Origin of the sequence: Rhodococcus zopfii NBRC 100606 = JCM 9919, assembly GCF_001895025.1 — a bacterium.
In the GTDB taxonomy this organism is placed as follows: domain Bacteria; phylum Actinomycetota; class Actinomycetes; order Mycobacteriales; family Mycobacteriaceae; genus Rhodococcus; species Rhodococcus zopfii.
The window spans coordinates 105,560-132,016 of the sequence record NZ_BCXI01000011.1 but is presented as its reverse complement, the minus strand read 5'-3'; the positions used below and the strand labels follow the sequence as shown (position 1 = coordinate 132,016).

Genomic DNA, 26,457 nt, shown 5'->3' with positions numbered 1-26,457 from the left:
GCCGACTGCGACGAACAGGTTACCCGCACGTCGCTCGGCGTTTCCTTCCCCCTAATTGTGCCCCCACCACGATCCGGCATGAACACCCATACAGTGTGATAGTGACTACTTGGCAGCCCGATATCCTCGGCGACGGCTATCAGCAGCTCGTTCTGCCCCTCGGCACCGACCCGGACGGGGAAGGTGAGATCACTGCGACCCTGGTCCGCTATCAGCCCGCCGGCGACGAGGCTCCGCGCCGCGCGGTGCTGTACGTGCACGGGTTCACCGACTACTTCTTCCAGCAGCATCTCGCCGAGCATTTTGCGTCGCAGGGATACCGGTTCTTCGCCCTGGACCTGCGCAAATGCGGCCGTTCGCGCACCGAGAACCACACCCCGCACTTCGTCACCGACCTCGCGTACTACGACGCCGAGCTCGACGAGGCGTTGCGTCTCGTCCGCGCCGAGACCGGCGGGGACGTACTTCTGGTCGCGCATTCCACGGGCGGCCTCGTGTTGCCGTTGTGGCTCGACCGGCTGAACAGGCGTCCGGGCGGTACCGCAGGCCGCGGTATCAGCGGCGTGGTCCTCAACAGCCCCTGGTTCGATCTGCAGGGACCGGCCTACCTGCGCAACGTCGGCACCGTCGCGATCGACGTTCTCGGGCGTCTCCGCCCCAAGAACGTCATCCCCGCCCAGAAGCTCGACACATACGGGGTGAGCCTGCGCACCGGCGGCTGGAGCTACGACCTCGACTGGAAACCGCTGGCGGGGTTCCCTCTCACGTTCGGCTGGTTGCGGGCGGTACGGCGCGGACATGCGCAGTTGCATCGCGGACTCGACATCGGGGTGCCGTCGCTGATCCTGCGGTCCACGGCGAGCCGGTCCGCGCCGGAGTACGACCCGGCGATCGACACCGTCGACGCGGTCCTGGACGTGCGGCAGATCGCGCGCTGGGCGGGTTGCCTGGGCGACCGCACCACGATCGTGCCGATCGACGGAGCCCGTCACGACGTGTTCCTGTCCACTCCCGGACCGCTCGACTCCGCGTTCCGGGAATTGGACCGGTGGCTGGACGGGTTGGACAACCACGGCAGCAGCACCCGCAACAGCAGCGTGCAGACACGAACCGCAGGAGACCCCGCGTGACCCATTACGACCTCGCGATCATCGGCACCGGATCGGGCAATTCGATCATCGACGAACGCTACGACGGCAAGAAGGTGGCCATCCTCGAGGAGGGCACCTTCGGCGGCACCTGCCTCAACGTCGGATGCATCCCGACGAAGATGTACGTGTACGCGGCCGAGGTCGCGCACACCGTCCGCACCGCCGCGAAGTTCGGCGTCGATGCGAGTGTCGACGGGGTGCGCTGGAACGACATCGTCGACCGGGTGTTCGGCCGGATCGACCCGATCGCGGCCGGCGGTGAACGCTACCGGCGTGAGGACTGCGGGAACGTCACGGTGTACGGCGGACACGCGCGGTTCGTCGGCGAGCGCACCCTCGACACCGGTACCGGCGAGACGATCACCGCCGATCAGATCGTCGTGGCCGCCGGATCACGGCCGATCGTGCCGCAGGAGGTCCTCGACAGCGGCGTCAAGTACCACACCAACGACGACGTGATGCGGCTGCCGAAGCTGCCGGAATCGATGGTGATCCTCGGGTCCGGGTTCATTGCGATGGAATTCGCGCACGTGTTCTCCGCGCTCGGCGTCCGGGTGTCGATCCTCGCCCGCAGCAGTCGGCTCCTGCGTCACCTCGACACGGACATCTCCGAGCGGTTCACGCGGATCGCGCAGGAGAAATGGGATGTGCACCTGTCGAATCCCGCGAAGGCGTTCCACCCGGTCGGTGACGGCGTGGAGGTGCAACTCTCCGACGGCACCGTCGTCGCCGGCGACGCGCTGCTCATCGCGGTGGGACGGACACCGAACGGGGACGCGCTCGACGCGGCCGCCGGCGGCCTGGAGGTGGACGAGGGGCGCATCGTGGTCGACGAATTCCAGCGCACCACCGCGCGCGGTGTGTTCGCGCTCGGCGACGTGTCGTCGCCGTATCAGCTCAAGCACGTCGCCAATCACGAGATGCGGGTGGTGCAGCACAACCTGCTGCAAGACGCGTGGGCAAGCGACACGTCGGCGTTGCGCCGCAGCGACCACCGGTTCGTGCCCGCGGCGGTGTTCACCGATCCGCAGATCGCGGAGGTCGGACTCACCGAGGAGCAGGCCCGCGCACGGGGCTACGACGTCTCCGTGAAGATCCAGAACTACGGGGACGTCGCGTACGGCTGGGCGATGGAGGACACCGAGGGCATCTGCAAGCTGATCGCCGACAGGTCGACGGGACTTCTGCTCGGCGCGCACGTCATGGGCGCGCAGGCATCGACGGTGATCCAGCCGCTGATTCAGGCGATGAGTTTCGGGCTCACCGCGCGGGAGATGGCGACGGGCCAGTACTGGATCCATCCGGCTTTGCCGGAGGTCGTGGAGAACGCGCTGCTGGGGTTGTAGACACGATCCGGTGCCGGCCGATCGGATCGGCACCGGACGTTCGTCCTACCAGCTGCCGGTGCGCAGCACGATCGCCGAGGCGAACTCGGCGGGGGCCTGAGCCGGGACGTTGTCGATGCCGTCGAGTTCGACGACCCGAAACTCCCCGGTGACGTACCGCATGGACCCGGCGGCCTCGGCGCGACGTGCGCCACTGCCGATCACGACGGTCGTGGGGACCTCGGCGGCGGCCGCCGAAGCGTCGCGGACGGCGCCGTCGACGTCGGGAACGGCGGGATGCCCCCGGTCGGCAACGACGAGACTCGCGAACCGGCCGAATCTGCCCGCCGCAACGGCCCACGCGAGTTCCGCGCCGGCACCGCTGCCGGCGAGGTGCACCCACGGCAGTTTCAGTCCGTCGAGCAGCGCGAACACCGCAGCCGTATCGAGGCTGTCGATGCTTTCCGGCACGACCGTCCGCAGGTCGGAATTGTGCAGGCGCTCGCACACCGCGTCGAACACGTCCGCGGTCTCCCCCGCGCCCTGCAGCAGCAGCACGGTGTGCCGGCTGTCAGGTCCGTCGATCCGTACCCGGACGGTGCCACTCGCGGTGCTCACGTCAGTCGATTCCATGCCGCAGAACGGTACGCGATCGCAACGTCACGGCAGTGTGAGGATCTCGCATCCGGTGTCGGTGACGACGATGGTGTGCTCGAACTGCGCGGTCCACTTGCGGTCCTTCGTGACGACCGTCCAGCCGTCGTCCCAGATCTCGTAGTCGACGGTGCCGAGGTTGATCATCGGTTCGATCGTGAAGACCATGCCGGGTTCGATCACCGTCTCCACGGCCGGCTGGTCGTAGTGCAGGATGACCAGGCCGTTGTGGAAGGTCTCCCCGATGCCGTGGCCGGTGAAGTCGCGGACGACGCCGTATCCGAAGCGGTTGGCGTAGGCCTCGATGACGCGGCCGATGACGTTCAGGGCTCGGCCGGGCGCGACGGCCTTGATGGCCCGCCGCGTGGCCTCGCGGGTGCGTTCGACGAGCAGGCGGTGTTCCTCCGAGACGTCGCCGGCCAGGAAGGTCGCGTTGGTGTCGCCGTGCACCCCGTGGATGTAGGCGGTGACGTCGATGTTGACGATGTCGCCGTCCTGGATCACCGTCGAGTCGGGGATGCCGTGGCAGATGACCTCGTTGAGCGAGGTGCAGCACGACTTGGAGAAGCCCCGGTAACCGAGGGTCGACGGGTAGGCGCCGTGGTCGCACATGTACTCGTGGGCGATCCGGTCGAGTTCGTCGGTGGTCACACCGGGGGCGACAGCCGCACCGGCCGCAGCGAGCGCCTGCGCGGCGATCCGGGACGCCTCGCGCATCTTCTCGATGGTCTCCGGGGTCTGCACCCACGGCTCGTTACCTTCGTCGGCAGTCGGCTTCCACACGTACTCGGGACGCTCGATGAGCTTGGGAACCGAGCGGACCGGGGTGGGCGTGCCGGGAACGAGAGCTGTGCGCACAGACATGACGACCAGGATATGCCCACTGGCCCGCGGGTGATGCCGCCGAGGCATCACCCGCGGGACGGGTCAGCGCTGACGCAGCAGGAACCGCTGGACCTTGCCGCTGGGCGTCTTCGGCAGGTGCGGGACGAAGTGCACGCTCCGCGGGTAGGCGTGCGCGGCGAACTTCTTCTTCACCAGCTGCTGCAGCTCGGCCTCGAGTTCGTCGGTTCCCTCGACCTCCTCACGGAGCACGACGAACGCCTCGAGCACCTCGCCGCGCAGCTCGTCGGGCATGCCCACGACCGCAGCCTCGACGACCTGCTCGTGCAGCACGAGCACGCTCTCCACGTCGAACGGCCCGATGCGGTAGCCGGCCATGATGATCACGTCGTCGTCGCGGGAGGAGAAGAAGTAGAAGCCGTTCTCGTCGACGCGGCCGGCATCGCCGGTCAGATACCAGCGACCGTCCTCGCTGAACCGTTCGGCCGTCTTCTCCGGTGCGTTGACGTAGCCGGTGAACCACAGCAGCGGGCTGGCCTGGGTGTCGATCGCGACGCGGCCGACCTCGTTCGCGTCGGCGAGTTCGTCGCTGTCCTCCTTCAGCACCGCCACCGACCAGCCGGGCAGCGGCTTGCCCATCGACAGCGGCGGGACGTCCTCGAGCAGGCCGTCGGCCCACGCGTTGACGACAAACATGCCGTGTTCGGTCTGTCCGTACTGGTCGTGAACGACGACCCCGAACTTGTGCGCAGACCAGTTCAGCACGTCCGGTGTCAGCGGTTCACCGGCCGACGATGCGCGACGCAGCCGGATCTGCGGCCCTTCGACGGCGTCGGCGCGCAGGCTGCGGTACACCGTGGGCGCTGCCGCGAAGTTGGTGACGCCGAACTTCTCCATCACCTGCCAGGTCAGGGTCGGGGAGAACCCGGCGTGCAGCAGGAGGCTGCGACGGCCGGCGGCCATCGGACCGAGCAGCGCGTAGTACAGCCCGTACGCCCAGCCTGGGTCCGCGGCGTTCCAGAACACGTCATCGGCCCGCACGTCGAGCCCGAACTCCATGTAGGCGTGGAACGACGCGAGCGCCCGCACCGGAACCGGTACGCCCTTGGGGGTTCCGGTGGTACCGGAGGTGAACAGTTGCACGAGGCCCCCGGCACCGCCGACGGCGACCGCGGCGCCGCGCGGATCGTCGCCGGTGTGGGCGGCGAGCAGATCCGCGAGGTGCAGGCCGATCCCGGCGTCTCCGGAGTCACCCGCGACGACGATCTGCCACGGCGCATCGGCCGGAATGTCCTCGCCGGGTGCGAGCTTGCCGAGCTGATCGGCGTCGGCGACGACGACCTTCGCGCCGCTGGCCTGCAACCGGAACGCGATGGCGGGCGACGCGAACGCGGTGAACAGCGGCACGTGCACGGCGCCGCGACGCCAGATACCGAGCAGGGCGACGACCAGATCTGCGGACTTGCCCATCAGGGTCGCGACGTGGTCGCCGGGTTCGACACCGAGATCGTTCAGCGCGGCCGCGAAGCGGGTCGACTCCTCGCGCAGATAGCCGTACGTCAGATCGGTCGAGCTGAGGTCGGCGTCGACGACGGTGAACGCGATCGCGTCCGCGGGGTGATCGTCGCACAACAGGTTCGCCGCGCATCCGTCCGCGGTGTCGTAGCGGTCCAGCAATTCGCGGACACGGGCAGCGAAGTCGGCAGCCATCGATCCGTCCTTCCTCGTCGAGCGTTCACAGGGTCTCGCGGCACACGTCACGGGATGCCTGTCATCCGAACGTACCGCCACCCTTATGATCCGAGTCACAGAAGTTTCCCGATACCCCCGGAAAGGGGTGAGCGATCGTGCCGGTTTCCGGTCCCTCGTCTCTGCTCCGGCCGCGCGACGGCGACGCACTGCGGGCCGAGCTGCGACGCACCGCCGCCGACGCGCAGGTCTCCGTCGTGTTCGCCGGCGAGGTGCGCGAGAGCCATCTCCAGTTGAGCGAGTTCTTCGGGACGCGCACCAACGGGCTCGAAGGGGTGATCGTCCCGCCGAAGGCCGGTCTCGGCGGACTCGTCGTCGACCGCGCCAGGCCGCTCACGGTCGCGGACTACGGGCGCTCGTCGTCGATCACGCACCACTTCGACCGTCCGGTGCTCGGTGAGGGTCTGCGCTCGATCCTCGCGGTGCCGGTGATCGTCGGCGGGGCAGCGCGTGCTGTGCTGTACGGGGCGATCCGCGAATGTGCGCCGCTCGGTGATCGCGCGGTGGGCGCGTTCGTGCAGGCCGCGCGGCGTCTCTCCGACGAGATCGCGGTGCGCGACGAGGTCGATCGACGGTTGGCGATGCTCGCGCGGCAGAGCACCCCCGACCGTGATCCGATGGCGGCGGCGGAGGTCCGGGAAGTCCATGCGGAATTGCGCAGCCTCGCCCAGACGGTCACCGACACCGGTCTGAAGCAGCAGTTGCGGGCCCTGTCGGACCGGCTCGCCGGTGCCTGCGACGGCACCCCGGCATCGACCACCGCGATCGTGCTGTCCCCACGCGAGACCGATGTGCTCTCGCACGTGGCGCTGGGTTGCACCAACGTCGAGATCGCGCAGCGTCTGTCGGTCACCCCGGAGACGGTGAAGAGCTATCTGCGCAGCGCGATGGGCAAACTCGACGTGCACACCCGGCACGAGGCGGTGGTCGTCGCCCGACGGCTGTCGCTGCTGCCCTGAGGCGTCCCGATTCCGGGGCAGAGAGGACTCGACGTGGCGGATACCGCCTCATCTCCGCAACTGAAGCGGGTGATGGGGCCGGGACTGCTGCTCCTGTTCATCGTCGGTGACATCCTCGGGACCGGCATCTACGCACTGACCGGCAAGGTGGCCAACGAGGTGGGCGGGGCGGTGTGGCTGCCGTTCCTGCTCGCGTTCCTTGTCGCGGTGATCACGGCGTTCAGCTACCTCGAACTGGTCACCAAATATCCGCAGGCCGCGGGCGCCGCGTTGTACACGCACAAGGCGTTCGGGATCCACGTCCTGACCTACATGGTCACCTTCACGGTCATGTCGTCGGGCATCACGTCGGCGTCGACGGCGGCGCGGGCGTTCTCCGCCAACCTCGTGGAGGCGTTCGATCTCGATTTCGGGGACGGCATCGGCATCACGGGGGTGGGCCTGACGTTCATGCTGGCGGTGGCGCTGGTCAACCTGCGCGGGGTCGGCGAGAGCGTGAAGACGAATGTCGTCCTCACCTGCGTGGAACTGTCCGGGTTGCTGATCATCATCATGATCGGGATGTGGGCACTCGGGATCGGGCAGGGCGACTTCTCCCGGGTGCTCGACATCGACACCGGCGACCGCTCGGTGTTCGGTGCGGTCGTCGCCGGCACCGCGCTCGCGTTCTTCGCGATGGTCGGTTTCGAGGACTCGGTGAACATGGCCGAGGAATGCAAGAACCCGAGCCGCATCTTCCCCAAGGTGCTGCTCGCGGGGCTGGGCATCACGGGCCTGATCTACGTGCTGGTGTCCGTCACCGCGATCGCGCTCGTGCCACCCGGTGACCTGGGCTCGGGTGACACTCCGCTGCTGAAGGTGGTCGAGGCGGGCGCCCCGGCGTTTCCGGTGGGGATCTTCGCGTTCATCACCATGTTCGCGGTGGCGAACACGGCGCTGATCAACATGCTCATGGCCAGCCGTCTGCTGTACGGGATGGCCCGCGAAGGTGTGTTGCCCGCGGCTCTCGGGAGGGTGCATCCGGCGCGGCGCACGCCCTACGTCGCGATCGTGTTCACGACGTTGCTGGCGTTCGGGTTGATCACCTTCGTCGGCGAGGTCCCGGAGCTGGGCGGGACGACCGCATTGCTGCTGCTGATCGTGTTCGCCATCGTCAATGTCGCGGTGCTGGTGCTGCGACGCCGCCCGGCCGAACACCAGCACTTCCGGGCCCCGACGATCCTTCCCGTGCTCGGCGCGGCGAGCTGCATCTTCCTGGTGTCCCCGCTGGTGGAACGTCCCGCCGCCCAGTACCGGATCGCGGCGGTCCTACTCGGCATCGGGGGTGTGCTGTGGCTGATCACCTGGTTGTCGGCCAAGCGCAGGGGTGGCAGAGGGCCCACCGTCGACCCCGAACGGCCGGCGCAGAAGTGACCCGCCGGGCACGTCCCGCGAATCAGGCAGGTACAGGTCAGTAACCCTCCGGCAGAGCCGCGAACATGTCACGGGTGACGGCGACGGCGTTGTCGGAACTGCCGCCGCGGACGACGAGCGTGGCGAACGCGAGGTCGCCGCGATAGCCGACGAACCACGCGTGCGATCCGCCCTCGACCTCGGCCTCACCGGTCTTGCCGTACACCTCGCCCTGGTCCCGGATGCGGTCGGCGGTGCCGCTGGTGATCACCAGCCGCATCATGCCGCGCAGCGCCTCGACCATCTCCGGGGTTATCGCCGGGCGATCCCCGTCCACCGTCGTTTCGCGTCCCTGGATCAGGTACGGGACCGGGGTGTGCCCGGCCGCGACGGTCGCCGCCGCGAGTGCCATCGCGAACGGGCTGACGACGACCTTGCCCTGCCCGAACCCGTCCTCGGCTCGCTGCACCGTGTTCTCCGCGGGCGGGACCGATCCGGAGAACACCGGCAGCCCGACAACCCCGTACTCGGGTCCGATACCGAACGCGGCGGCGGCGTTCGTGAGCGCGTCGGCAGGCATCTCGGACGCCAGCTTCGCGAACGAGGTGTTGCAGGAGCGAGCGAAGGCCGTCGCCATCGGGACGGTGCCGAGTGCGAACTCGTTGTAGTTGGGGACGCTGCGTTCGCCGATGGAGATGCGGCCCGGGCACGGCACCATCGTGTCGGGGGTGGCCAGACCTGTGGAGATCGCCGCACCCGAAGTGATGATCTTGAACGTGGATCCGGGTGGGTAGTGTCCCGCGATCGCGACCGGACCGTCCCGGTCGGCGGCCTTGTTCTGAGCGACGGCGAGGACCGCGCCGGTCGACGCCTCGATCACAACCGTCATCGCCTGCTCGACGCGGGCATCGACGGCGGCCTGCGCCGCCAGCTGGATGGGCCGGTCCAGGCTGATGGAGAACGACGGGGCAGGCTGCGGCGCCGTCTCGGTGAGAACACCGGTGTCGACGCCGTACTGGTTCGTCACGACGACACTCCAGCCGGCAACACCGTCGACCTCGTCGATCACCGTCTTCTTGATCTGGCCGAGCAGGTCCGGTGCGAAGTTCCGGTCGGTGGCGACGAGATCCGCCTGTTGGACGACTGTCACCCCGGGGATCGCGCCGAGCGCGTCGGAGACGGTCGCGTAGTCGTCCTCGACGAGCCGGACCACGGCGAGCGCGCCGCTTGCCGCCGTGGCGGATTCGGCGATGGACTGGGCGGTGAGGGACTTGTCGAAGCCGCTCAAGGCAGCCGACAGGGCTCGGGCGGCGCCGAGGACATCGCTGCTCGCGGACGCGTCGAACGCGACGGAGTACACGGTCCCGGGCACGAGCACATCCCCGCCGGAGTGCTCGTTGACGCGCGCTCGCGGCGCGGCCTTGGTCCGCAGGTGCATCGTCTGGCGGTCGCCGAGCTGCGGGTGCAGGTTCGAGCGGGTCCACCGCACGATCCAGTCGTCGCCACTGCGGCCCATCTGCATCGTCCCGGTGTACTGCCAGATCCGGTCCTTCGGCAGGTGCCACTCGTAGGAGTAGGTGACGGTCGCGGCGTCACCGTGGATCTGCGCGCCGGTCGTGCCCGCGGTCAGCGATTCGGCCTGCAGGCCGTCCCATGCCTCGGCGAGGGCCGCTTCGGCGTCGCCGGGCCGGTCGGTGCCCCCTGCGGCCGCCGCGAAGTCCTGCTCGGAGAACGCCGTGAGGAACGTCTGCGCGGCCGCTTCGGGTCCGGCGGGTTTCGGGGTGCACGCCACGAGGCCACCGAGAACAGCGACCGCGACGAGCGACGCCGCCACGACCCGCACGAGGACGTGACGGCGGAAGGGGCGGGTCGCCCCGGGAATTGATCTGGCTTTCATCGCCCGTCATCGTAGGAGCCCGAAGCCCGGACGTCGGGGAGGCGCAACGGACGTGGCGGGCGTCTCCCGTTCAGTCGAGGAGGACGGTGGAGAACGTGGCGACCTGCCGGAACCCGACGCGCGCGTACGCGGCGCGGGCCCGCACGTTGAAGCTGTTGACGTACAGGCTCGGCAACCTGCCCGCCGCGGCGATCGCGACCGCCACCGCCGCGGTACCGGCGGATCCGAGCCCGGCGTCGCGCATGGCTGGACTGACCCAGACGCCCTGGATCTGACCGACCGCCGACGACTGCGATCCCACCTCGGCTTTGAAGACGACCTCGCCCTTCTCGAACCGCGCCCAGGCCCGGCCGGTCGCGATGAGGCTCGCGACGCGGCGCCGGTAGCTCACTCCCCCGTCCCCGGCCCGCGGGTCGATGCCGACCTCCTCGATGAACATGGCGACGGCGGCAGGCAGGTAGGCGTCGAGTTCCTCGGGTCGAACACGGCGGACGAGTGGGTCCGGCGCCACGAGCGGTTCCCGGTCCAGGACGAGCAGGGGCTGTTCGGCGCGCACCTCCCGGGCCGGTCCCCACGCGGATTCGAGCAGTTCCCACATGGGCATGGCCAGTTCGGCGCGGCCCACGACCGACGAGCACAAGCGCGGTCCACGAGCAGCACGTTCGGCGAATGCCTGCAGATCGTCGGGAGCGCCGAGCAGCGGGATCAGATTGGCGCCGGAGAAACACAGCGAGGTCTCCGGACCGCCGCGGCTCCACATCTCACCGCCGACGGAGCGGCTCGCAATGCCGTATTCCTCGACGCGTCCGGTGACCATGCACGATGCCACCGGGTCGCGGGCGAGAACACGCAACACCGCGGCGGTGTCCCGTCCACCGAGCGACCGGACCCCCAGAAGCTTGAGCACGTGCCCACCACCTGTCGACTGCCGATACCGACCAGATTGCCATGAGCTACGGCTCTACGGAAACCTGGTCCCGATTCGTGGCGGGTGGGGGCTCACCCCACGGACACGGTGGGTGCGCCGCTTCCGGCGTCGCCCTTCATCTCCTCGGCGATGCGCAGCGCTTCCTCGATGAGGGTTTCGACGATCTGCGCCTCGGGAACGGTCTTGATGACCTGCCCCTTGACGAAGATCTGCCCCTTGCCGTTGCCGGACGCGACACCGAGGTCCGCTTCACGGGCCTCCCCCGGACCGTTGACGACGCAACCCATCACGGCAACGCGCAGCGGCACCTCCATGCCCTCGAGGCCGGCGGAGACCTCGTTGGCCAGGGTGTAGACGTCGACCTGGGCGCGGCCGCACGACGGGCACGAGACGATCTCGAGCTTGCGGGGACGCAGATTCAGCGACTGCAGGATCTGCGTGCCGACCTTGATCTCCTCCGCGGGCGGGGCGGACAGCGACACGCGGATGGTGTCGCCGATGCCCTCCGAGAGCAGCGCGCCGAACGCGACCGCGGACTTGATCGTGCCCTGGAACGCCGGGCCGGCCTCGGTGACCCCGAGGTGCAGCGGGTAGTCGCACTGCGCGGCGAGCTGCCGGTACGCCTCGACCATCACGACCGGGTCGTTGTGCTTGACGGAGATCTTGATGTCACCGAAGCCGTGTTCCTCGAACAGGCTCGCCTCCCACAGCGCGGATTCGACGAGCGCCTCCGGCGTGGCCTTGCCGTACTTCTTCAGCAGCCGCGGATCGAGGGATCCGGCGTTGACGCCGATGCGGATCGGAATGCCGGCGTCCCCGGCTGCCTTCGCGACCTCCTTGACGCGGCCGTCGAACTCCTTGATGTTGCCGGGGTTGACGCGCACCGCGGCGCAACCGGCGTCGATCGCCGCGAAGATGTAGCGCGGCTGGAAGTGGATGTCGGCGATGACCGGGATCTTGCTCTTCTTCGCGATGGTCGCGAGCGCGTCGGCGTCCTCCTGCCGCGGGCACGCGACACGGACGATGTCGCAGCCGGAGGCGGTGAGTTCGGCGATCTGCTGGAGGGTCGCGTTGATGTCGTGCGTCCTGGTGGTGCACATCGACTGCACCGACACCGGATAGTCGCTGCCGACCCCGACATCACCGACCATGAGCTGACGGGTCTTGCGTCGCGGTGCGAGGACCGCAGGTACTTCGGGCATGCCCAAACCGATGGGGCTGGTCACGTTTCGCCTTCTTTCGTCGCTACCTGCCGATTCTAGCGGCGCAGGTCAGAGCAGCTTGATGGGGTTGACGATGTCCGCAGTGAGCGTCAGCAGCATGTACGCACCACCGACGACCACGGCCACATAGGTGATGGGGAGCAGCTTCATGTAGTCCACGGGTGGGCCGTCGGCGAGGCCGCGCAGGTTGCGCACCCAGTTGCGGAGGCGCTCGTAGATCGCCACGGCCATGTGCCCGCCGTCGAGCGGCAGCAGCGGCACCAGATTGAACGCGCCGAGGAAGAAGTTCAGCTGGGCGAGCAGCAGCACGAAGGACTGCCAGATACCGGCCTCGGCGAACTGGCCGCCGATGACACTGGCGCCGACGACACTGACGGGGGTGTCGATGGCCCGTTCACCGCCGGTCACCGCGGTCCACAGGTCCGACACCTTCGACGGCAGCTGCACGAGAGCCTCGGCCGTGCGCGCGGCAAGATATCCCGTGAACTCGAAGGTCGCGGGGACAGCGGACAACGCCGAGTACTCGAGTTCGCGGGGCTCCCCCCCGATGCCGATCGCGCCGACCTCGCGCGAGACGGGCTCGGCGTTGCGGTCGCTGCTCTCGTACACCCAGCGCTGCACCTGCTGCACCGCGACCGGGAACGTGAGAGTCTCGTCGCCGCGTTCGACGGTGAAATCGACGGTGCCGGACAGCGGCTGGGTGGCCTGGACCAGTTGACCGAAGGTTTCGACGCGGGTGTCGCCGACCGCGACGATGATGTCGCCCGGTTGGATGCCGGCGGCCTCGGCCGGACCGATGCCCTCGCATTCGGCGGGCTGGTAGCCGCCCTCAGCACCGGCCTGGGTGGGGGCGGCACACCCGACGGTGCCGACCACGGCGCGGGTTTCGGTGTTGGGCAGGCCGGAGGTCACGGCGAGGCCGTAGACCAGCACGATGCCGATCAGGAAGTTCATGGCAATGCCGCCGGACATCACGACCAGGCGCTTCCACGTCTTCTGTTTGTACATCGCGCGGTCGTACTCGTCGGGCGCCAGCTCGTCGAGTGCGGTCATCCCGGCGATGTCGCAGAAACCACCGGCGGGCAACGCCTTGAGACCGTACTCGGTCTCGCCGCGGCGGAACGAGAAGATCCGCGGGCCGAAGCCGATGTAGTACCGCCGCACCTTCATGCCGAGTTTCTGCGCGGTCCACATGTGACCGGCCTCGTGCAACGCGACGGAGGCGGTGATGCCGAGGGCGAAGATCACCACGCCCAGCACGAACATCATCTGGCCGCTCCTCCTATTTCACGAGCGCGCGGGCTCGGTCCCGAGCCCAGCCGTCGGCGGCGAGCACGTCATCCACGGTAGCGGGTTCCGCGGACCACTCGTGTGCGTCGTCGAGCACCGTCTCGACGGTGCGGACGATCCCGGGGAACGGCAGTGCACCCGCCAGGAACGCCTCGGCGGCGATCTCGTTGGCCGCGTTGTACACGGCGGTGAGGCTGCCGCCACCGCGTCCGGCCGCGCGGGCAAGTTCGATCGCGGGAAACACAGCATTGTCGACGGGCGCGAATTCCCAGGTCGAGGCCGTGGCGAAGTCGAGGGCGGGGGCAGCCTCCGGCACCCGGTCCGGCCAGGCCAGGGCCAGCGCGATCGGCAGCTTCATCGACGGCGGCGACGCCTGCGCGAGCGTCGAACCGTCCGTGAACGTCACCATCGAATGCACGATGGACTGCGGATGCACGGTGACGTCGATGCGGTCGTAGCCGATGCCGAACAGCAGGTGCGCCTCGATGAGCTCGAGTCCCTTGTTGACGAGGGTCGCCGAGTTGAGGGTGTTCATCGGCCCCATCGACCAGGTCGGATGGGCGCCGGCCTGCTCGGGCGTGACGTCCTCGAGTTGCTCGGCGCTCCACCCGCGGAACGGTCCGCCCGACGCCGTGAGCACCAGTCGAGCGATCTCACCGGCGGTGCCGCCGCGCAGGCACTGCGCCAGCGCCGAATGTTCCGAGTCGACAGGCACGATCTGGCCGGGCGCCGCCGCGGCAGTGACGAGCGCGCCACCGGCGACCAGCGATTCCTTGTTGGCGAGCGCAAGCCGCGCGCCCGCCGCAAGGGCCGCGAGGGTCGGTTCGAGACCGAGCGAACCCACGAGCGCATTGAGGACGACGTCTGCTTCGGTCTCGCGCACGAGTTCGGTGACCGCGGAGGGGCCGCTGCGGATCGTCACACCGTCGTGCGGCAACTCCAGCCGGGCCGCGGCGTCCGGGTTCGCGACGGCGACGTCGGTGACACCGGTCGCGCGGATCTGCTCGGCGAGCAGGGCAAGGTTGCCACCGCCCGCGGCCAGGCCGACGACCTCGAACTTGTCGGGGTTGGCGTCGATAACCTCGAGTGCCTGGGTGCCGATCGATCCGGTGCTGCCGAGCAGCAGGACGCGGGTACGAGAGCGGGATTCTGTGTCGACCACGCGACTATTGTTCCTGATGCACCTGAACCGTTCCTGAATCGGTCGGGACAGCCGGCGACGCGCGGGCGCCGCCCCCGCTTCATACGACAGGCGGTCGTATGTCACGATTAGCCCAACAGCGCGATCTTTCGAGCAGGAGGAACAACCGTGGCCGGTACCGAGTTGCAGTCCACTCACGTCGACACGGCCGAGGTGCCGTCGGCGGAATGGGGTTGGAGCGGCGAAGCTCCCAAGCTGTTCCGCACCATGGGCGTGATCGCCGCGATCTTCCTGCTGTTCATGATCATCGGCAACCACCACGGCCGCGTCGAGGATTGGTACCTCATCGGCTTCGCCGCGCTCCTCGTGCTCATTATCGTGGTCGACGCCGTCAAGCGCCGCCGGCCGCGGTAGTCGCACAGCGATTTCGGCAGGGCGCGCCCGGAACGTTCCGGGCGCGCCCTGCCGCATATCCGCCCCACCCACAGGTCGAAGACGCCGAGGTGCACGGTCGACGACGCCGGGTTACAGCGAGGACAGGATGTTCTCCATCGTGGTGATCTCCTGCTGCTGGGTGTCGACGATGTTGCGGGCCATGGCCACGGCGTCGGGGTTCTCCCCGGCGTCGATCTCGGTCTGCGCCATTTCGATCGCACCGCGGTGATGTTCGATCATCTGGGTCAGGAACAGACGAGAAGCGTCGATGCCCTGGGCGCTGCGCAGCGCGGCCATGTCCTCGGCGGACATCATCCCGCTCATCCCGCCCATCGCACCGCCGGGCATGGTGCCGGATTGCATCGGCATGTCGTTCCGGGGCATTCCCATCCCGGGTGAGGACATCGGCATCTCCGGGCTCGTCATCGGCATGCCACTGCGCGGAGGCATACCGGGTCGCCCCCAGGCCGCCAGCCAGCTCTGCAACTGTTCGATCTCCGGTCCCTGTGCGGCCTTGATCTGCTGGGCCACCTCGGCCACCCGGGGATCGATGTCCTGTTTGGCCAGGACGATGTCGCTCATCTCGATGGCCTGGGAGTGATGCGGAATCATGTGCTGCGCGAACATCACATCGGCCGGGTTGTGGTTCTCGGCGGCTTCGGCGGAGGCGGTGGCGCTGACGGCGGCCGGCGTGCTGGTTTCGGTGGTTTGATTGCTGCCGGAGTCACCACAGGCCGCCAGGGTGAGGGCCGCCGCGACCGCCACAGCTCCAGCCGCCAGGGACTTCTTCCCCGCAAGCATGTTCTTCTCCATCGTCTACGCCTTTCCCTCGTGTGCGCGGCGGGCGAACGAGTACGGACCAGCCGGTCCCTGGCACTTCCGTCGGCCCGCCGGCCCTTGTGCCTCGTCCGGAGCCGAGCGTGTCAGTCCGACCTCGGGACTATCCGGAGCATTCGGTGAAGATTCCGTCAAGACCGGCGGGCGGTGGCCGATCGAGGACTTCCGTCCAGGCTCGGGTCGAGACGATCTCGACCAGATCTTCACGGAAACGACGCAGAACAGTGCATCGAGGACGGGCAGCGTGGAGTCGGGACGTATCGGCCTATCGGCCGGCTCTGCCGGGCCGGCGCCCCGGAGAACACCGTCGAGCGCGAGGAGTGGTTTCCATGATGTTCTGGTACGGCGACGGCATGGGTGGCTGGGGCTATGTTCTGATGACTGTCGCGATGGTGTTGTTCTGGGCGCTGGTGGTCGTCGGTCTGGTCATGCTGGTGCGAGCGATGAGTCCGGGGCCGCAGCCGGGACCGCCGCCTGCGCCGGGACCGACCCCGGAGGACATCCTCGCCACCCGGTTCGCGCACGGCGAGATCGACGAGGACGAGTTCCGGCGTCGCCTCGAGGCCCTGCACTCGCATCGGCCGGGACCGCCCACCACGAAGCGGTGATCGGTGCCGACCTGCACCGGAGGGCATGCGGTGTCAGCGGTGTGGGCCGGTCGGGACGGGTTCCGGCGCCGGGCGCGCCGCCGGCTCCTCCTGTGGTGGGGACGGCAGGTGCAGCCGTTTGAGCGTGAGCGCGTTGACCGCGACGATCAGGCTCGACCCCGACATCGACAGCGCCGCGATCTCCGGACGCAGCACCAGCCCGAAGGCCGGTTCGAACACGCCGGCGGCGATCGGCAACGCAATGGTGTTGTATCCGACGGCCCACCCCAGGTTCTGGCGCATCTTGCGCAGCGTGCCGCGACCGATCCGCAGCGCGATCGGCACATCCAGCGGGTCCGAACGCATCAGCACCAGATCGGCGGTTTCGATGGCGACGTCGGTGCCCGCGCCGATCGCGATACCCAGATCCGCCTGCGCGAGCGCCGGCGCATCGTTGACGCCGTCGCCGACCATCGCAACGGTCCTGCCGGCTCGCTGCAGATCGGCGACCTTGTCGGCCTTGTCGCCGGGCAGGACCTCGGCGATGACGGCGTCGATGCCGAGCTGCCCGGCGATGCGACGGGCGGTGGCCTCGTTGTCGCCGGAGAGCATGACCACTTCGATGCCGAGCTCGTGCAGCGACGCAACCGCCTCGGCCGAGGTCTCCCGCGCCGCATCCGCCAGGGCAATCACCCCGACCCCGCGGCCGTCCACGGCGACGAGCACGGCGGTGCGGCCGGTGGAGGCGAGCGCATCGCGACGGTCCATCAGCGACCCGAAGTCGACGTTCTCGGCGACCATCAGCTTGCGGTTGCCCACCGCTACCCGACGCCCCCGCACCTCGGCGACCGCGCCGTGCCCCGGCACGTTCCGGAAGTTCTCGAGCGACGCCCCGGCGATGTCGCGGGTCGTGGCGTAACGCACGATCGCCCCGGCGAGGGGATGCTCGGATTCGCGTTCGACCGCGGCTACCAACGTCAGCAGCTCGTTCTCGTCGAGACCGTCGACGACGACGTCGGTGACCTCCGGTTCGCCCTTGGTCAAGGTGCCGGTCTTGTCCATCACGACCGTGTCGATCCGCGCCGAGGTCTCGAGAGCGGTCGCGTTCTTGAACAGCACGCCACGCTTGGCGCCGAGACCGGTGCCGACCATGATCGCGGTCGGGGTCGCCAACCCGAGCGCGTCGGGGCAGGTGATCACCACGACGGTGATCGCAAACAACAGCGCCATCTGCACGTCGCCGCCGACGAGCCACCACACCAGGAACGTGCCGACCCCGCCGATCAGGGCGACCAGCACCAGCCAGAACGCGGCCCGATCGGCCAGACGCTGGCCCGGCGCCTTGGAATTCTGGGCTTCCTGCACCATCGCCACGATCTGCGCGAGGGCGGTGTCCGAACCGACCTTGGTTGCCCGCACCCGCAGCGTGCCGGTGGTGTTGATCGACGCACCGATCACCTCCGAGCCCTCCGCCTTGGACACCGGCAGCGATTCCCCGGTGACCATCGATTCGTCGACCTCGGAGATGCCGTCGGCGACGACACCGTCGACCGGGACCTTCGCACCCGGCCGGATCAGCAGCACATCCCCCACCACGACCTCGGCGGTGGGGACCTCCACGGGCTCGCCGTCCCGCAGCACCACCGCCTTCGGTGGAGCGAGTTCGAGCAGGGTGCGGATCGCGTCGTTCGCACCGCCGCGGGCGCGCATCTCGAACCAGTGTCCGAGCAGCACGAAGGTCGCCAGCACCGAAGCGGCCTCGTAGAACACCTCGCCACCGCCGGTCAGGGTCACCCCGACGCTGTAGAGCCAGCCGGCGCCGATCGCGACGGCCACGAGCACCATCATGTCCAGGGTGCGGGCCTTCAATGCCCGGTAGGCACCGTCGAAGAAGATCCACGACGAGTAGAAGACCACCGGCAGGCTCAGCAGCAGCGCGAACACGTCGTCGCGCAGGCCGAACGGGGCCGGCACCGTGAACCCGAACATGTCACGGCCCATCGGCGACCACAGCATGATCGGGATCGACAGCACCAGCGCCACCAGGAAGCGATCGCGCATGTCGCGCACCATCGCGTCCATCGACATCCCGGCGTGCCCGCCGTGGCCCATCGTCTCCTGCGGTGCGTGCCCGGCGGGCATGCCGTTCCCGGCGTGCACCGCCGGCATCGGATGTGCGGTGGCGGTCGCCGGTTCGGCCATCGGGTCGCACACGTGCTGGGGCACCGAACGGCCGGCGCAGTGATAGCCGCACTCCCGCACCCACTTCGAGAGCTCCGCGACCGAGGTCCGGTCCGGATCGTAGGTGACGGAGGCGGTCTGGTTGACCGCGTTCGCATGCACCGAAACGACGCCGGGGCGGCGGCGCAGCACCGATTCGATCGTCGCCGTCGATGTCGCCCAGTGCAGCCCGCCCACTTCGAGAACAGTGGTGTTGTCCATACGCTCGGAAACCTCCGTCGGTCCTGCGTGGACCCTCGTCGCTGTCAGCCTTCTCCCGCACCCCGGGTCGGCCGGGCGGATGCCGGTCCTCCCCGCTGCGCCCGGTATTCGTCGATGCCGATTTCCCCTCGAGCCAGCCGTTCGTCCAGGGCACCCCACGGATCCGATGACCTCGGCCGCACCGGTGGTTCGGTCCGGTGGCCGGGTCGGAACAACGCGGCGATGCCGGCCGCCACCAGCACCCAGAAGCCGACCATGACCAGCGACATGACCGTCCAGCCCGCCCAGCCCATCGCGTCCCACATGACGACCGTCCCTTCCTCCTCCGGCTCCGATACGAGTGTGGGTGCGCGACCCGGGGCCGGGCATGGGTGTTCGATGAAGGTTCTCTGAAGAGAAGTGGACCCACACCGCGGGACCGGACACGATGGAGAGATGGCGCACGATTCCGGTCAGCTCACCCCTGCCTCTCTCCCCGTTCCGGTGGCCCCACCCACCGGTCTGCGCGCGCTCGTCGTCGAGGACGAGGTGGCGCTGGCCACGGTCGTGGGCACCTACCTCGAACGCGCCGGGTTCGAGGTCGCACTCGTGCACGACGGGCTCGACTCCGTCGCCCGGGCCCGGCAGGTCGATCCGGATGTCGTCGTATTGGATCTGGGGCTACCGCGCCTGGACGGGATCGAGGTCTGCCGGCAGTTGCGTACGTTCTCCGACGCCTACGTCGTCATGCTCACCGCACGGGCCGACGAGATCGACACTCTGGTCGGACTCTCGGTCGGGGCCGACGACTACATGACCAAACCGTTCAGCCCGCGTGAACTCATCGCCCGCATCCAGGCCATGCTGCGCCGCCCCCGGCCCTCGACCGGGGGCGGGAACGCCCACTCCGCCGACCTGTCCCCGCGCCGCACCTTCGGTCCGTTGACAATCGATCCGGCGGGCCGCGAGGTGTGGGTCGACGGTTCTTCGGTCTCGTTGACCCGCACCGAATTCGACATCCTCGCCGCGCTGTCCGAGTACCCGAACGTGGTCTTCACCCGAACCCGGCTGATCGCCGCGGTGTGGGGGCCGAGCTGGGTCGGCGACGAGCACCTCGTCGATGTGCACATCGGGCATCTACGTCGCAAACTCGGCGACGACGCCACCCGCGGCATCTTCGTGCGCACCGTGCGTGGTGTCGGCTACCGGATGGGAGCCGGCCGATGAGCACACCGCCCCGACCGGTCACCGGCCCGGCACACCCACGCACAGGTTTCGGATTCGGCAGCCGGCTGCTCGCCGCCCAGACACTGGTCGTGCTCGGCGGGGCGCTCAGCGCCTGGCTGGTTGCTGCCGCCGTCGCCCCCGGGCTGTTCCACAATCATCTCCAGCAGGCGGGCATCGAGCACGTCTCGACCGAGGCGGCGCACGTCGAGGAGGCGTTCGCGTCGGCGATGATCATCTCGCTGGCTATTGCGCTGCTGGTCTCGGTGTTGATGGCCTTGGCCGTGAGCTGGTATTTCACCGGCCGGGTGCAGCGTTCGATCGCAGCCGTCGCCACATCCGCCACCGACATCGCCGGAGGGCGGTACAGCTCCAGGCTGACCGGTCCCGGCCTCGGGCGCGAATTCGACCAGCTCGCCGAGACGATCAACCGGCTCGCCCATCGGCTGGACTCGATCGAAACCACGCGCCGCCGCATGCTCTCGGACCTCGCGCACGAGATGCGCACCCCGCTGGCAACCCTGGACGCCCACCTCGAAGCCCTCGAAGACGGCATCCGCGTCGCCGACACCGAAACGCTGACGATCCTCCGGTCGAGTACCTCCCGACTCGAACGACTGGCCGAGGACATGGGCGCCGTCTCCCGCGCCGAAGAGGGCCGGCTGAGCATCGACCCCATTGCCACCGACACCGCGACACTGGTCGCCACCGCGATACGCGCCGCCGGCGACCGCTACGCCGCCAAGAATGTCGCCCTGATCGATCGCGTGGAACTACCCGCCGCTGTCACCGTCGACCCGGACCGGATCGGGCAGGTGCTGGGTAACCTGCTCGACAATGCCCTGCGCCACACTCCTACCGGGGGCGCTGTCACCGTCACCGCCGATGCCGGCGACGGGTGGGCCGGAATCACCGTCACCGACACCGGCGAAGGCATCGCGCCCGAGCACCTGGGGCACCTGTTCGATCGCTTCTACCGCGCCGACACCGCCCGCCGCCACCAGGAGGGCGGCAGCGGCATCGGACTGACCATCGCCCGTGCCCTCGTCGAGGCCCACGGTGGCACCCTGACCGCCTCGAGCGCCGGAGCAGGGGCCGGGGCCCGGTTCACTCTGCGTCTGCCCGCCCCGGCCGCCCGCACCGGCGCGCGTGCAGCCCCCGCCCGGGGACACGTCGAGCGAACGTACCGTTCGGTCGGTTGAAGGAGACGGACGATACATTCGCTCGACAAGTCAGGGTGGGAACTCACGGGTCACGAGACGCGCCGTCAGCGCCCCACCTGGGCGGACAGGTGCGCGAGTACCCCGGCGATCGCCGCGGCGTCGTCGGCCGGAAGCAGTGGCAACCGGACATTCGAGGACGAGATCTTCCCCTGCGCGTGAAGTACCGCCTTGATGACGGTCGGGTTGGGACCGGACATCAGCGCGGAGACGGGAGCTGCGAGCCGATTACCCAGGTCGCGTGCCTGCTCGACCCGGCCGGCGCTCCAGGACCGGAACAGGCCGGCGAACTCGGCGGCACAGACATTCGCGGTCGCCGCGATTGCTCCCGCTGCCCCCATCGCGAGCAGCGGCGAGACCAGCGTGTCCTCCCCCGCGAGCACCGAGAATTCTGCGGGGCATTCCGCAAGCAGGCGCGCGGTATCGGTGTCGATCGCGCCGACGGCCTGCTTGACGCCGACGATCCGTGGATGCTCCGACAGCCGCACGACCGACTCCCAGCCCAGCTGTTGGCCGGTGCGATACGGCACGTTGTACAGGACGATCGGCACCGGGCTGCGATCGGCGACGTACTCGAAGTGTGCGACGACACCGGCCTCGGTCGGGCGCGTGTAATACGGGACCACCACCAGGGCACCCGCGACGTCGGGCTGCTCCCCCACTTCGTTCAGGGCGCGCACGGTTCCGGCCGTGTCGTTGGTTCCGGTGCCCACCAACAGTGGCACCCGACGCTCGCGGCACACCGCAGCGCAGACCCGCACGACGTCGCGGCGTTCCTGCGGGCTCAGGGTTGCCGCCTCGGCGGTGGTGCCCAGCGCGACGAGTCCGGCGGCACCGTCGTCGATCACGGTCTGTGCGAGGCGGTGCAGGTCTGCGGCCTCGACGTGCCCGGAGTCGGCGAAGGGAGTGACGAGCGGAACGAGGATTCCTGAGGGACGGAAGGTCATTCCCCCAGCCTTCAGCCGCCCCTCCGAAAGGTCCAGTTACTCTTCATGACGCCGAACGTAAGCTGAACTGATGCTCGACCTCCGTAAACTCCGGCTGCTGCGCGAACTCGCCCATCGCGGCACCATCGCAGCGGTCGCGGCCGCGCTTTCCTACACGCCCTCGGCGGTATCCCAGCAACTGTCGGCTCTCGAACGCGAAGCCGGACAGCCGCTGCTGGTCCGCACGGGACGCCGCGTTCGCCTCACCGTGGCCGGAGCGGTCCTCGTCGAGCACACCGAGGTGATCCTGGCCGACCTGGAACGAGCGCTGGCCGCGCTCGCGGCGAGCGAGACGCGCCTGACCGGATCGGTTCGGCTCGGCGCGTTTCCGACCGCGTTGCGGGCGATCGTGTTGCCCGCCCTGATCGAGCTGGGACGCACCGAGCCGGGCCTGGAGCCGACGGTCACCGAGGTCGACCCGGCCGACGTGCCGGATCTGCTCCGCGGAGATCACCTGGACATCGCGCTCGTGCACGAATACGACAACGTACCGTCCACGATGGGCGCGGGCATCGAACTCGAACCGCTGCTCGACGAGGCCGTGTACCTGGCCTCGCAGACCGCTCCGGGTGAGCCCGCGGACACAGCGATCGGCAGCCACGCCACCAGTCGCTGGATCGTCGGCAACCCCGGCACCCTGTGCCACACCATGGCGGTGCGCAGTTGCCTGAACCACGGTTTCGAACCGCAGGTGGCCCATCACGTCGACGACTTCGCCACCGTGCTGAGGCTCGTCTCGGCGGGCGCCGGGGTAGCGCTGGTTCCGCAGCTCGGACTGATCGACGTACCCGAGGGCGTCGTGCTCACAGCTCTGCCGATCGGACGGCGGACCCGCATCGCGTACCGCGCGGGTAGCCGGTCACATCCGCTCCTTGCCGCGGTGAGCGCCGAATTACACTGCGCCGCAGAATTTTTCCGCGAGGCGGGAACGGATCCGGCGGATCAGCCTTCCGCGGCGAGCTGACCGCAGGCTGCCGCGATCTCCTGGCCGCGGGTGTCGCGCACGGTGCACGAGACGCCCTGCGCCTGGACGCGACGCACGAATTCGCGCTCCACGTCCTTGGGGCTGGCATCCCACTTGCTGCCCGGGGTCGGGTTGAGGGGGATGAGGTTCACGTGCACGAGCGGGCCGAGCGCCTTGTGCAGTTTCTTGCCGAGCATGTCGGCGCGCCACGGCTGGTCGTTGATATCGCGGATCAGCGCGTACTCGATCGACACGCGACGACCGGTCTTGTCCGCGTAGTACCGGGCCGCGTCGAGCACCTCGGCGACCGGCCAGCGGTTGTTCACCGGGACGAGGGTATCGCGCAGTTCGTCGTCGGGGGTGTGCAGCGAGACGGCGAGCGTGACGTGCAGGTCCTCGTCGGCGAGTCGGCGGATCGCCGGGGCCAGCCCGACCGTCGACACGGTCACCGACCGTTGCGACAATCCGAGTCCCTCCGGCGACGGGGACGTGATGCGGCGCACTGCGGCGACGACCCGCTTGTAGTTCGCGAGCGGCTCCCCCATCCCCATGAAAACCACATTGGACAGCCGGCCCGGCCCTCCGGCCACGTCGCCGTCGCGCAGGGCAGCCGCCGCGGCCCGGACCTGGTCGACGATCTCCGCCGTGGACAGGTTGCGGTTCAGGCCACCCTGCCCGGTCGCGCAGAACGGGCAGGCCATGCCGCAGCCGGCCTGGCTGGAGATGCACAGGGTGGCTCGCTCCGGGTAGCGCATGAGCACGCTCTCGAGCAGCGTGCCGTCGCCGGCCCGCCACAGCGTCTTACGGGTCTCGCCGCCGTCGCAGGCGATGTGCTTGACCGGGGTCAGCAGCGTCGGGAACAACGCCTCACCGACCTTGTCCCGCATCGCCGCGGGCAGATCCGTCATCTTCTCCGGGTCCGCCTCGAGCCGCCCGTAGTACTGCCGGGCAAGCTGGTCGGCGCGGAACGCGGGCAGCCCGAGTTCGCGCACCGCCTCACGCCGCTGCTCGGAGTCGAGGTCGGCGAGGTGACGCGGGGGCATGCCGCGCTTGGGCGCGTCGAACACCAGGGGCAGGGAAGAAGCCATAATCACCGATTATCCCATGATGCGGGCAGTGCCCCGGTGTGCGATCGGTAACCCGATTGTGCCCGGTTCGCCGCGCGGCGTCCGGAACCGCGAGACCATCGAAGGATGTCCACCCGAATCCGACCCGAACTCGCCCGATCCTGGCTGCTCGTGCCCGGGCACGCACCGGACCGATTCGACGCGGCCGTGACCTCACCCGCCGATGCGGTCGTGCTCGATCTCGAGGACGCCGTGCCGGCCGCCGACAAGCCGGGCGCGCGCGCTGGGGTCGTCGACTGGATGCGTGGCGGCGGCAAGGCGTGGATACGGATCAACGATGCCACCACCGTCTACTGGGCCGACGACCTGGAAGCGGTGGCGGGGCTACCCGGCCTCGAGGGCGTGATGCTCGCGAAGACCGAGAGCGGGCAACAGGTCGACGCGACCGCCGACCGGCTGCCGGACGACACCCGGATCCTGGTGCTGATCGAATCCGCGATGGGCCTCGAGGCGGCCCCGGAGATCGCCCGTGCCGACGGCACGTTCCGGCTGGTGTTCGGCAGCGGCGACTTCCGCCGGGATACCGGGGTCGGCGACTCGCCGCTCGCTCTTGCGTATCCGCGTTCGCGGCTGGTGATCGCGAGCCGGGCCGCGCGCCTGGCCGGGCCCATCGACGGCCCGTCCCTCACCGACGACCCCGGCGCTCTCGAGCGGGAGGCCGAGCTGACTCGATCGATGGGGATGACCGGGAAGCTGTGTATGACGCCGGAGCGCGCCCCCTACGCGAATGCCGCGCTGAGCCCGAGCCCCGACGACGTGACCTGGGCACACGAGGTAATCGACCGGCTCGGCGAGGATGGGAGCGGGGTCCAGGACGGCAGCGACCTACCGAAACTGGCCAAGGCGAAGAAGATCACGAAGTTGGCGCGGGCATTCGGTATCGCGGTCAATCGTCGAGGGAACGCAGGTAGCGGTCGGTGATGCGCCGCTGAACCAGCCGGGCAACGGGGGCGCCCGCACGCGCCCACCACGCGGCGGGACGGGAGAACGCCCGGATCGTGAGGACGACGGTGTCGTCCGCCCGCCATTCGACCCCGAAGTACTCCTCGCCCCGCTCGGGATGGCCGGTCAGGGTGCCGTAGGCGAAGCCTCGCCGTCGCGGCTCGTCGACGACGTACACGACCTCGCAGGGTGCCGTGATGCCGACGGGACCCCACCCGATCCGCACGTTCACCCGGGCCCCGGGCACCGCCGTCGCCGAGTCCGCCCGCACCCCCATGCCGGCGCGACGATGCAGTTCCCATCGGAGAATCCGGTCGGCTGCCCGCTGGAAGGTGCCCTCACCGGCACCGAGGATGCGGGAGCGCACCGTGTGGCCGTAGCCGTCCGGGAGGATTCCCGCGGTCGCACCGATCTCCGGATAGGTCGGCCCGCCGGGTCGCGCCGTCACAGCTCGAGGCCCCGCGGTTTGCGGCGGATCTGCAGCCGGTAGCGGACGGTGAGGGTGGTACCCGGGGTTTCGCGCACTGCCCGGTCGGCGATGCGCGGCGAGAATTCGATGCCGAGGACGCGTTCGAGGCCGTCCCGGTCGGGGAAGGACCATTCGGTATCGATGCGGCGCAGGTCGAAGCCCTGCGCCGCGAAGAATGCCTCCACCGCGCAGGGGTCGTAGTGCGGGAGGTCCTCGCGCATCCACCGACCGTAGGGATGAGCGGTCGCGTCGAGGTCCACGACGGCCAGCGCCCCGCCGGGCCTGAGCACTCGCAGGGCCTCGGCGATCCCGGCTCCACAGCCGGGTCCGAAGAAGTAGGCGGTGCGGGCATGCACCAGGTCGACGCTGCTCACCGGGAGCGGCAGTTGTTCCGCGTCGCCCTGAAGCACGGTGATCGTCCCGTCGGCTGCGGTGCGGCGGCGGGCGAGGTCGACGAGCGGCGGATGCGGTTCCACACCGGTGACCGCGCGTGCCTCCTGCGCGAACATCGGCAGGTGGAACCCGCTGCCGCACCCGACGTCGACGACGTCGGCACCGGACCAGTCGACGGATTCCCGCAGCGCCGCGTACACGGCACCACGGGTGTCCTGGGCGCGGTTCTCCTCCTCGTACACCGCGGGCCAATGCCAGATGTTCGGGCTGGCGATCACCCCGCGCCCCTTCACAGTACGG

The 26,457-nt window shown here is 69.2% G+C and carries 25 protein-coding genes; 10 read left to right on the top strand and 15 right to left on the bottom strand.

Features of this window, described 5'->3' with window-relative positions; all coding sequences use genetic code 11:
- Positions 1-101 precede the first annotated feature (101 nt).
- Positions 102-1,130, top strand: a complete 1,029-nt coding sequence (locus RZ1_RS08315) for an alpha/beta hydrolase (protein WP_072810879.1) — start codon at positions 102-104, stop codon at positions 1,128-1,130.
- Positions 1,127-2,497, top strand: a complete 1,371-nt coding sequence (gene mtr / locus RZ1_RS08310; protein WP_072810877.1) for a mycothione reductase — start codon at positions 1,127-1,129, stop codon at positions 2,495-2,497. The genes RZ1_RS08315 and mtr overlap by 4 nt, the downstream gene beginning before the upstream one ends.
- A gap of 45 nt (positions 2,498-2,542) precedes the next feature.
- Here mtr and RZ1_RS08305 read toward each other — a convergent pair whose 3' ends face one another.
- The 3 genes from RZ1_RS08305 to RZ1_RS08295 form a co-directional block, all read right to left on the bottom strand.
- Positions 2,543-3,109: an alpha/beta fold hydrolase gene (locus tag RZ1_RS08305; protein WP_072810875.1), complete on the bottom strand. Its 567-nt coding sequence runs from the start codon at positions 3,107-3,109 to the stop codon at positions 2,543-2,545.
- 27 nt (positions 3,110-3,136) lie between these two features.
- On the bottom strand, positions 3,137-3,994 hold the full coding sequence (map, locus tag RZ1_RS08300) for a type I methionyl aminopeptidase (RefSeq protein ID WP_072810874.1): 858 nt from the start codon (positions 3,992-3,994) through the stop codon (positions 3,137-3,139).
- A 63-nt stretch (positions 3,995-4,057) separates the two neighbouring features.
- Positions 4,058-5,683 (bottom strand): AMP-binding protein, encoded by a 1,626-nt coding sequence (locus RZ1_RS08295; RefSeq protein ID WP_072810872.1) that lies wholly within the window; start codon positions 5,681-5,683, stop codon positions 4,058-4,060.
- 137 nt (positions 5,684-5,820) lie between these two features.
- Between RZ1_RS08295 and RZ1_RS08290 the strand changes: the two genes are divergently transcribed.
- Both RZ1_RS08290 and RZ1_RS08285 read left to right on the top strand, forming a co-directional pair.
- Positions 5,821-6,681 carry a helix-turn-helix transcriptional regulator gene (locus tag RZ1_RS08290; RefSeq protein ID WP_072810870.1) on the top strand — a complete coding sequence of 287 codons (861 nt, stop codon included), beginning with the start codon at positions 5,821-5,823 and terminating at the stop codon, positions 6,679-6,681.
- A gap of 72 nt (positions 6,682-6,753) precedes the next feature.
- Positions 6,754-8,094, top strand: a complete 1,341-nt coding sequence (locus RZ1_RS08285) for an APC family permease (RefSeq protein WP_083583582.1) — start codon at positions 6,754-6,756, stop codon at positions 8,092-8,094.
- Between the two features lie 37 nt (positions 8,095-8,131).
- Here RZ1_RS08285 and RZ1_RS08280 read toward each other — a convergent pair whose 3' ends face one another.
- From RZ1_RS08280 to dxr, 5 genes are all read right to left on the bottom strand, one after another.
- The gene (locus RZ1_RS08280) at positions 8,132-9,970 is read right to left on the bottom strand and encodes a penicillin-binding transpeptidase domain-containing protein (RefSeq protein ID WP_072810866.1); all 1,839 of its coding nucleotides are present in this window, start codon (positions 9,968-9,970) and stop codon (positions 8,132-8,134) included.
- Positions 9,971-10,040: 70 nt separating this feature from the next.
- Positions 10,041-10,877, bottom strand: a complete 837-nt coding sequence (locus tag RZ1_RS08275) for a GNAT family N-acetyltransferase (protein ID WP_072810864.1) — start codon at positions 10,875-10,877, stop codon at positions 10,041-10,043.
- Positions 10,878-10,969: 92 nt separating this feature from the next.
- Positions 10,970-12,124 (bottom strand): flavodoxin-dependent (E)-4-hydroxy-3-methylbut-2-enyl-diphosphate synthase, encoded by a 1,155-nt coding sequence (ispG, locus tag RZ1_RS08270; RefSeq protein ID WP_072810862.1) that lies wholly within the window; start codon positions 12,122-12,124, stop codon positions 10,970-10,972.
- Between the two features lie 45 nt (positions 12,125-12,169).
- A complete protein-coding gene (locus tag RZ1_RS08265; RefSeq protein ID WP_072810860.1) occupies positions 12,170-13,390 on the bottom strand; it encodes a M50 family metallopeptidase in 1,221 nt (406 codons plus the stop codon).
- A gap of 13 nt (positions 13,391-13,403) precedes the next feature.
- On the bottom strand, positions 13,404-14,573 hold the full coding sequence (gene dxr / locus RZ1_RS08260; protein ID WP_072810858.1) for a 1-deoxy-D-xylulose-5-phosphate reductoisomerase: 1,170 nt from the start codon (positions 14,571-14,573) through the stop codon (positions 13,404-13,406).
- A 147-nt stretch (positions 14,574-14,720) separates the two neighbouring features.
- Here dxr and RZ1_RS08255 point away from each other — a divergent pair, with 147 nt between their 5' ends.
- The gene (locus tag RZ1_RS08255) at positions 14,721-14,966 is read left to right on the top strand and encodes a DUF2631 domain-containing protein (RefSeq protein ID WP_072810856.1); all 246 of its coding nucleotides are present in this window, start codon (positions 14,721-14,723) and stop codon (positions 14,964-14,966) included.
- Between the two features lie 111 nt (positions 14,967-15,077).
- On the opposite strand, the gene RZ1_RS08250 is transcribed toward RZ1_RS08255, so the two are convergent.
- A complete protein-coding gene (locus tag RZ1_RS08250) occupies positions 15,078-15,800 on the bottom strand; it encodes a DUF305 domain-containing protein (protein WP_083583581.1) in 723 nt (240 codons plus the stop codon).
- A gap of 353 nt (positions 15,801-16,153) precedes the next feature.
- On the opposite strand from RZ1_RS08250, the gene RZ1_RS08245 reads away from it, so the two are divergent.
- Positions 16,154-16,432 (top strand): SHOCT domain-containing protein, encoded by a 279-nt coding sequence (locus RZ1_RS08245; RefSeq protein ID WP_072810854.1) that lies wholly within the window; start codon positions 16,154-16,156, stop codon positions 16,430-16,432.
- Between the two features lie 33 nt (positions 16,433-16,465).
- Here the strand turns inward: RZ1_RS08245 and RZ1_RS08240 are convergent, their stop codons facing one another.
- Positions 16,466-18,853 (bottom strand): heavy metal translocating P-type ATPase, encoded by a 2,388-nt coding sequence (locus tag RZ1_RS08240; protein WP_072810852.1) that lies wholly within the window; start codon positions 18,851-18,853, stop codon positions 16,466-16,468.
- Positions 18,854-18,897: 44 nt separating this feature from the next.
- On the bottom strand, positions 18,898-19,158 hold the full coding sequence (locus RZ1_RS08235) for an SHOCT domain-containing protein (RefSeq protein ID WP_072810850.1): 261 nt from the start codon (positions 19,156-19,158) through the stop codon (positions 18,898-18,900).
- A gap of 130 nt (positions 19,159-19,288) precedes the next feature.
- On the opposite strand from RZ1_RS08235, the gene RZ1_RS08230 reads away from it, so the two are divergent.
- Both RZ1_RS08230 and RZ1_RS08225 read left to right on the top strand, forming a co-directional pair.
- On the top strand, positions 19,289-20,059 hold the full coding sequence (locus tag RZ1_RS08230) for a response regulator (RefSeq protein WP_083583580.1): 771 nt from the start codon (positions 19,289-19,291) through the stop codon (positions 20,057-20,059).
- Positions 20,056-21,258, top strand: a complete 1,203-nt coding sequence (locus RZ1_RS08225) for a sensor histidine kinase (RefSeq protein WP_072810848.1) — start codon at positions 20,056-20,058, stop codon at positions 21,256-21,258. The genes RZ1_RS08230 and RZ1_RS08225 overlap by 4 nt, the downstream gene beginning before the upstream one ends.
- Before the next feature lie 65 nt (positions 21,259-21,323).
- Here RZ1_RS08225 and dapA read toward each other — a convergent pair whose 3' ends face one another.
- Positions 21,324-22,223, bottom strand: coding sequence for a 4-hydroxy-tetrahydrodipicolinate synthase (gene dapA, locus RZ1_RS08220; protein ID WP_072810846.1), 900 nt, complete (start codon positions 22,221-22,223; stop codon positions 21,324-21,326).
- A 70-nt stretch (positions 22,224-22,293) separates the two neighbouring features.
- On the opposite strand from dapA, the gene RZ1_RS08215 reads away from it, so the two are divergent.
- On the top strand, positions 22,294-23,226 hold the full coding sequence (locus tag RZ1_RS08215; RefSeq protein WP_072810844.1) for a LysR family transcriptional regulator: 933 nt from the start codon (positions 22,294-22,296) through the stop codon (positions 23,224-23,226).
- On the opposite strand, the gene rlmN is transcribed toward RZ1_RS08215, so the two are convergent.
- Entirely contained in the window at positions 23,205-24,314 is a 1,110-nt protein-coding gene (rlmN, locus tag RZ1_RS08210; RefSeq protein ID WP_072810842.1) for a dual-specificity RNA methyltransferase RlmN, read from the bottom strand. The two genes, RZ1_RS08215 and rlmN, sit on opposite strands and share 22 nt — an antisense overlap.
- 105 nt (positions 24,315-24,419) lie before the next feature.
- Here rlmN and RZ1_RS08205 point away from each other — a divergent pair, with 105 nt between their 5' ends.
- Positions 24,420-25,274, top strand: coding sequence for an HpcH/HpaI aldolase/citrate lyase family protein (locus RZ1_RS08205; protein WP_072810840.1), 855 nt, complete (start codon positions 24,420-24,422; stop codon positions 25,272-25,274).
- Here the strand turns inward: RZ1_RS08205 and RZ1_RS08200 are convergent.
- Positions 25,240-25,743 carry a DUF1990 domain-containing protein gene (locus tag RZ1_RS08200; protein WP_072810839.1) on the bottom strand — a complete coding sequence of 168 codons (504 nt, stop codon included), beginning with the start codon at positions 25,741-25,743 and terminating at the stop codon, positions 25,240-25,242. The two genes, RZ1_RS08205 and RZ1_RS08200, sit on opposite strands and share 35 nt — an antisense overlap.
- On the bottom strand, positions 25,740-26,435 hold the full coding sequence (locus RZ1_RS08195) for a class I SAM-dependent methyltransferase (RefSeq protein ID WP_072810837.1): 696 nt from the start codon (positions 26,433-26,435) through the stop codon (positions 25,740-25,742). Before RZ1_RS08195 ends, RZ1_RS08200 begins: the two co-directional genes overlap by 4 nt.
- Between the last annotated feature and the right edge of the window lie 22 nt (positions 26,436-26,457).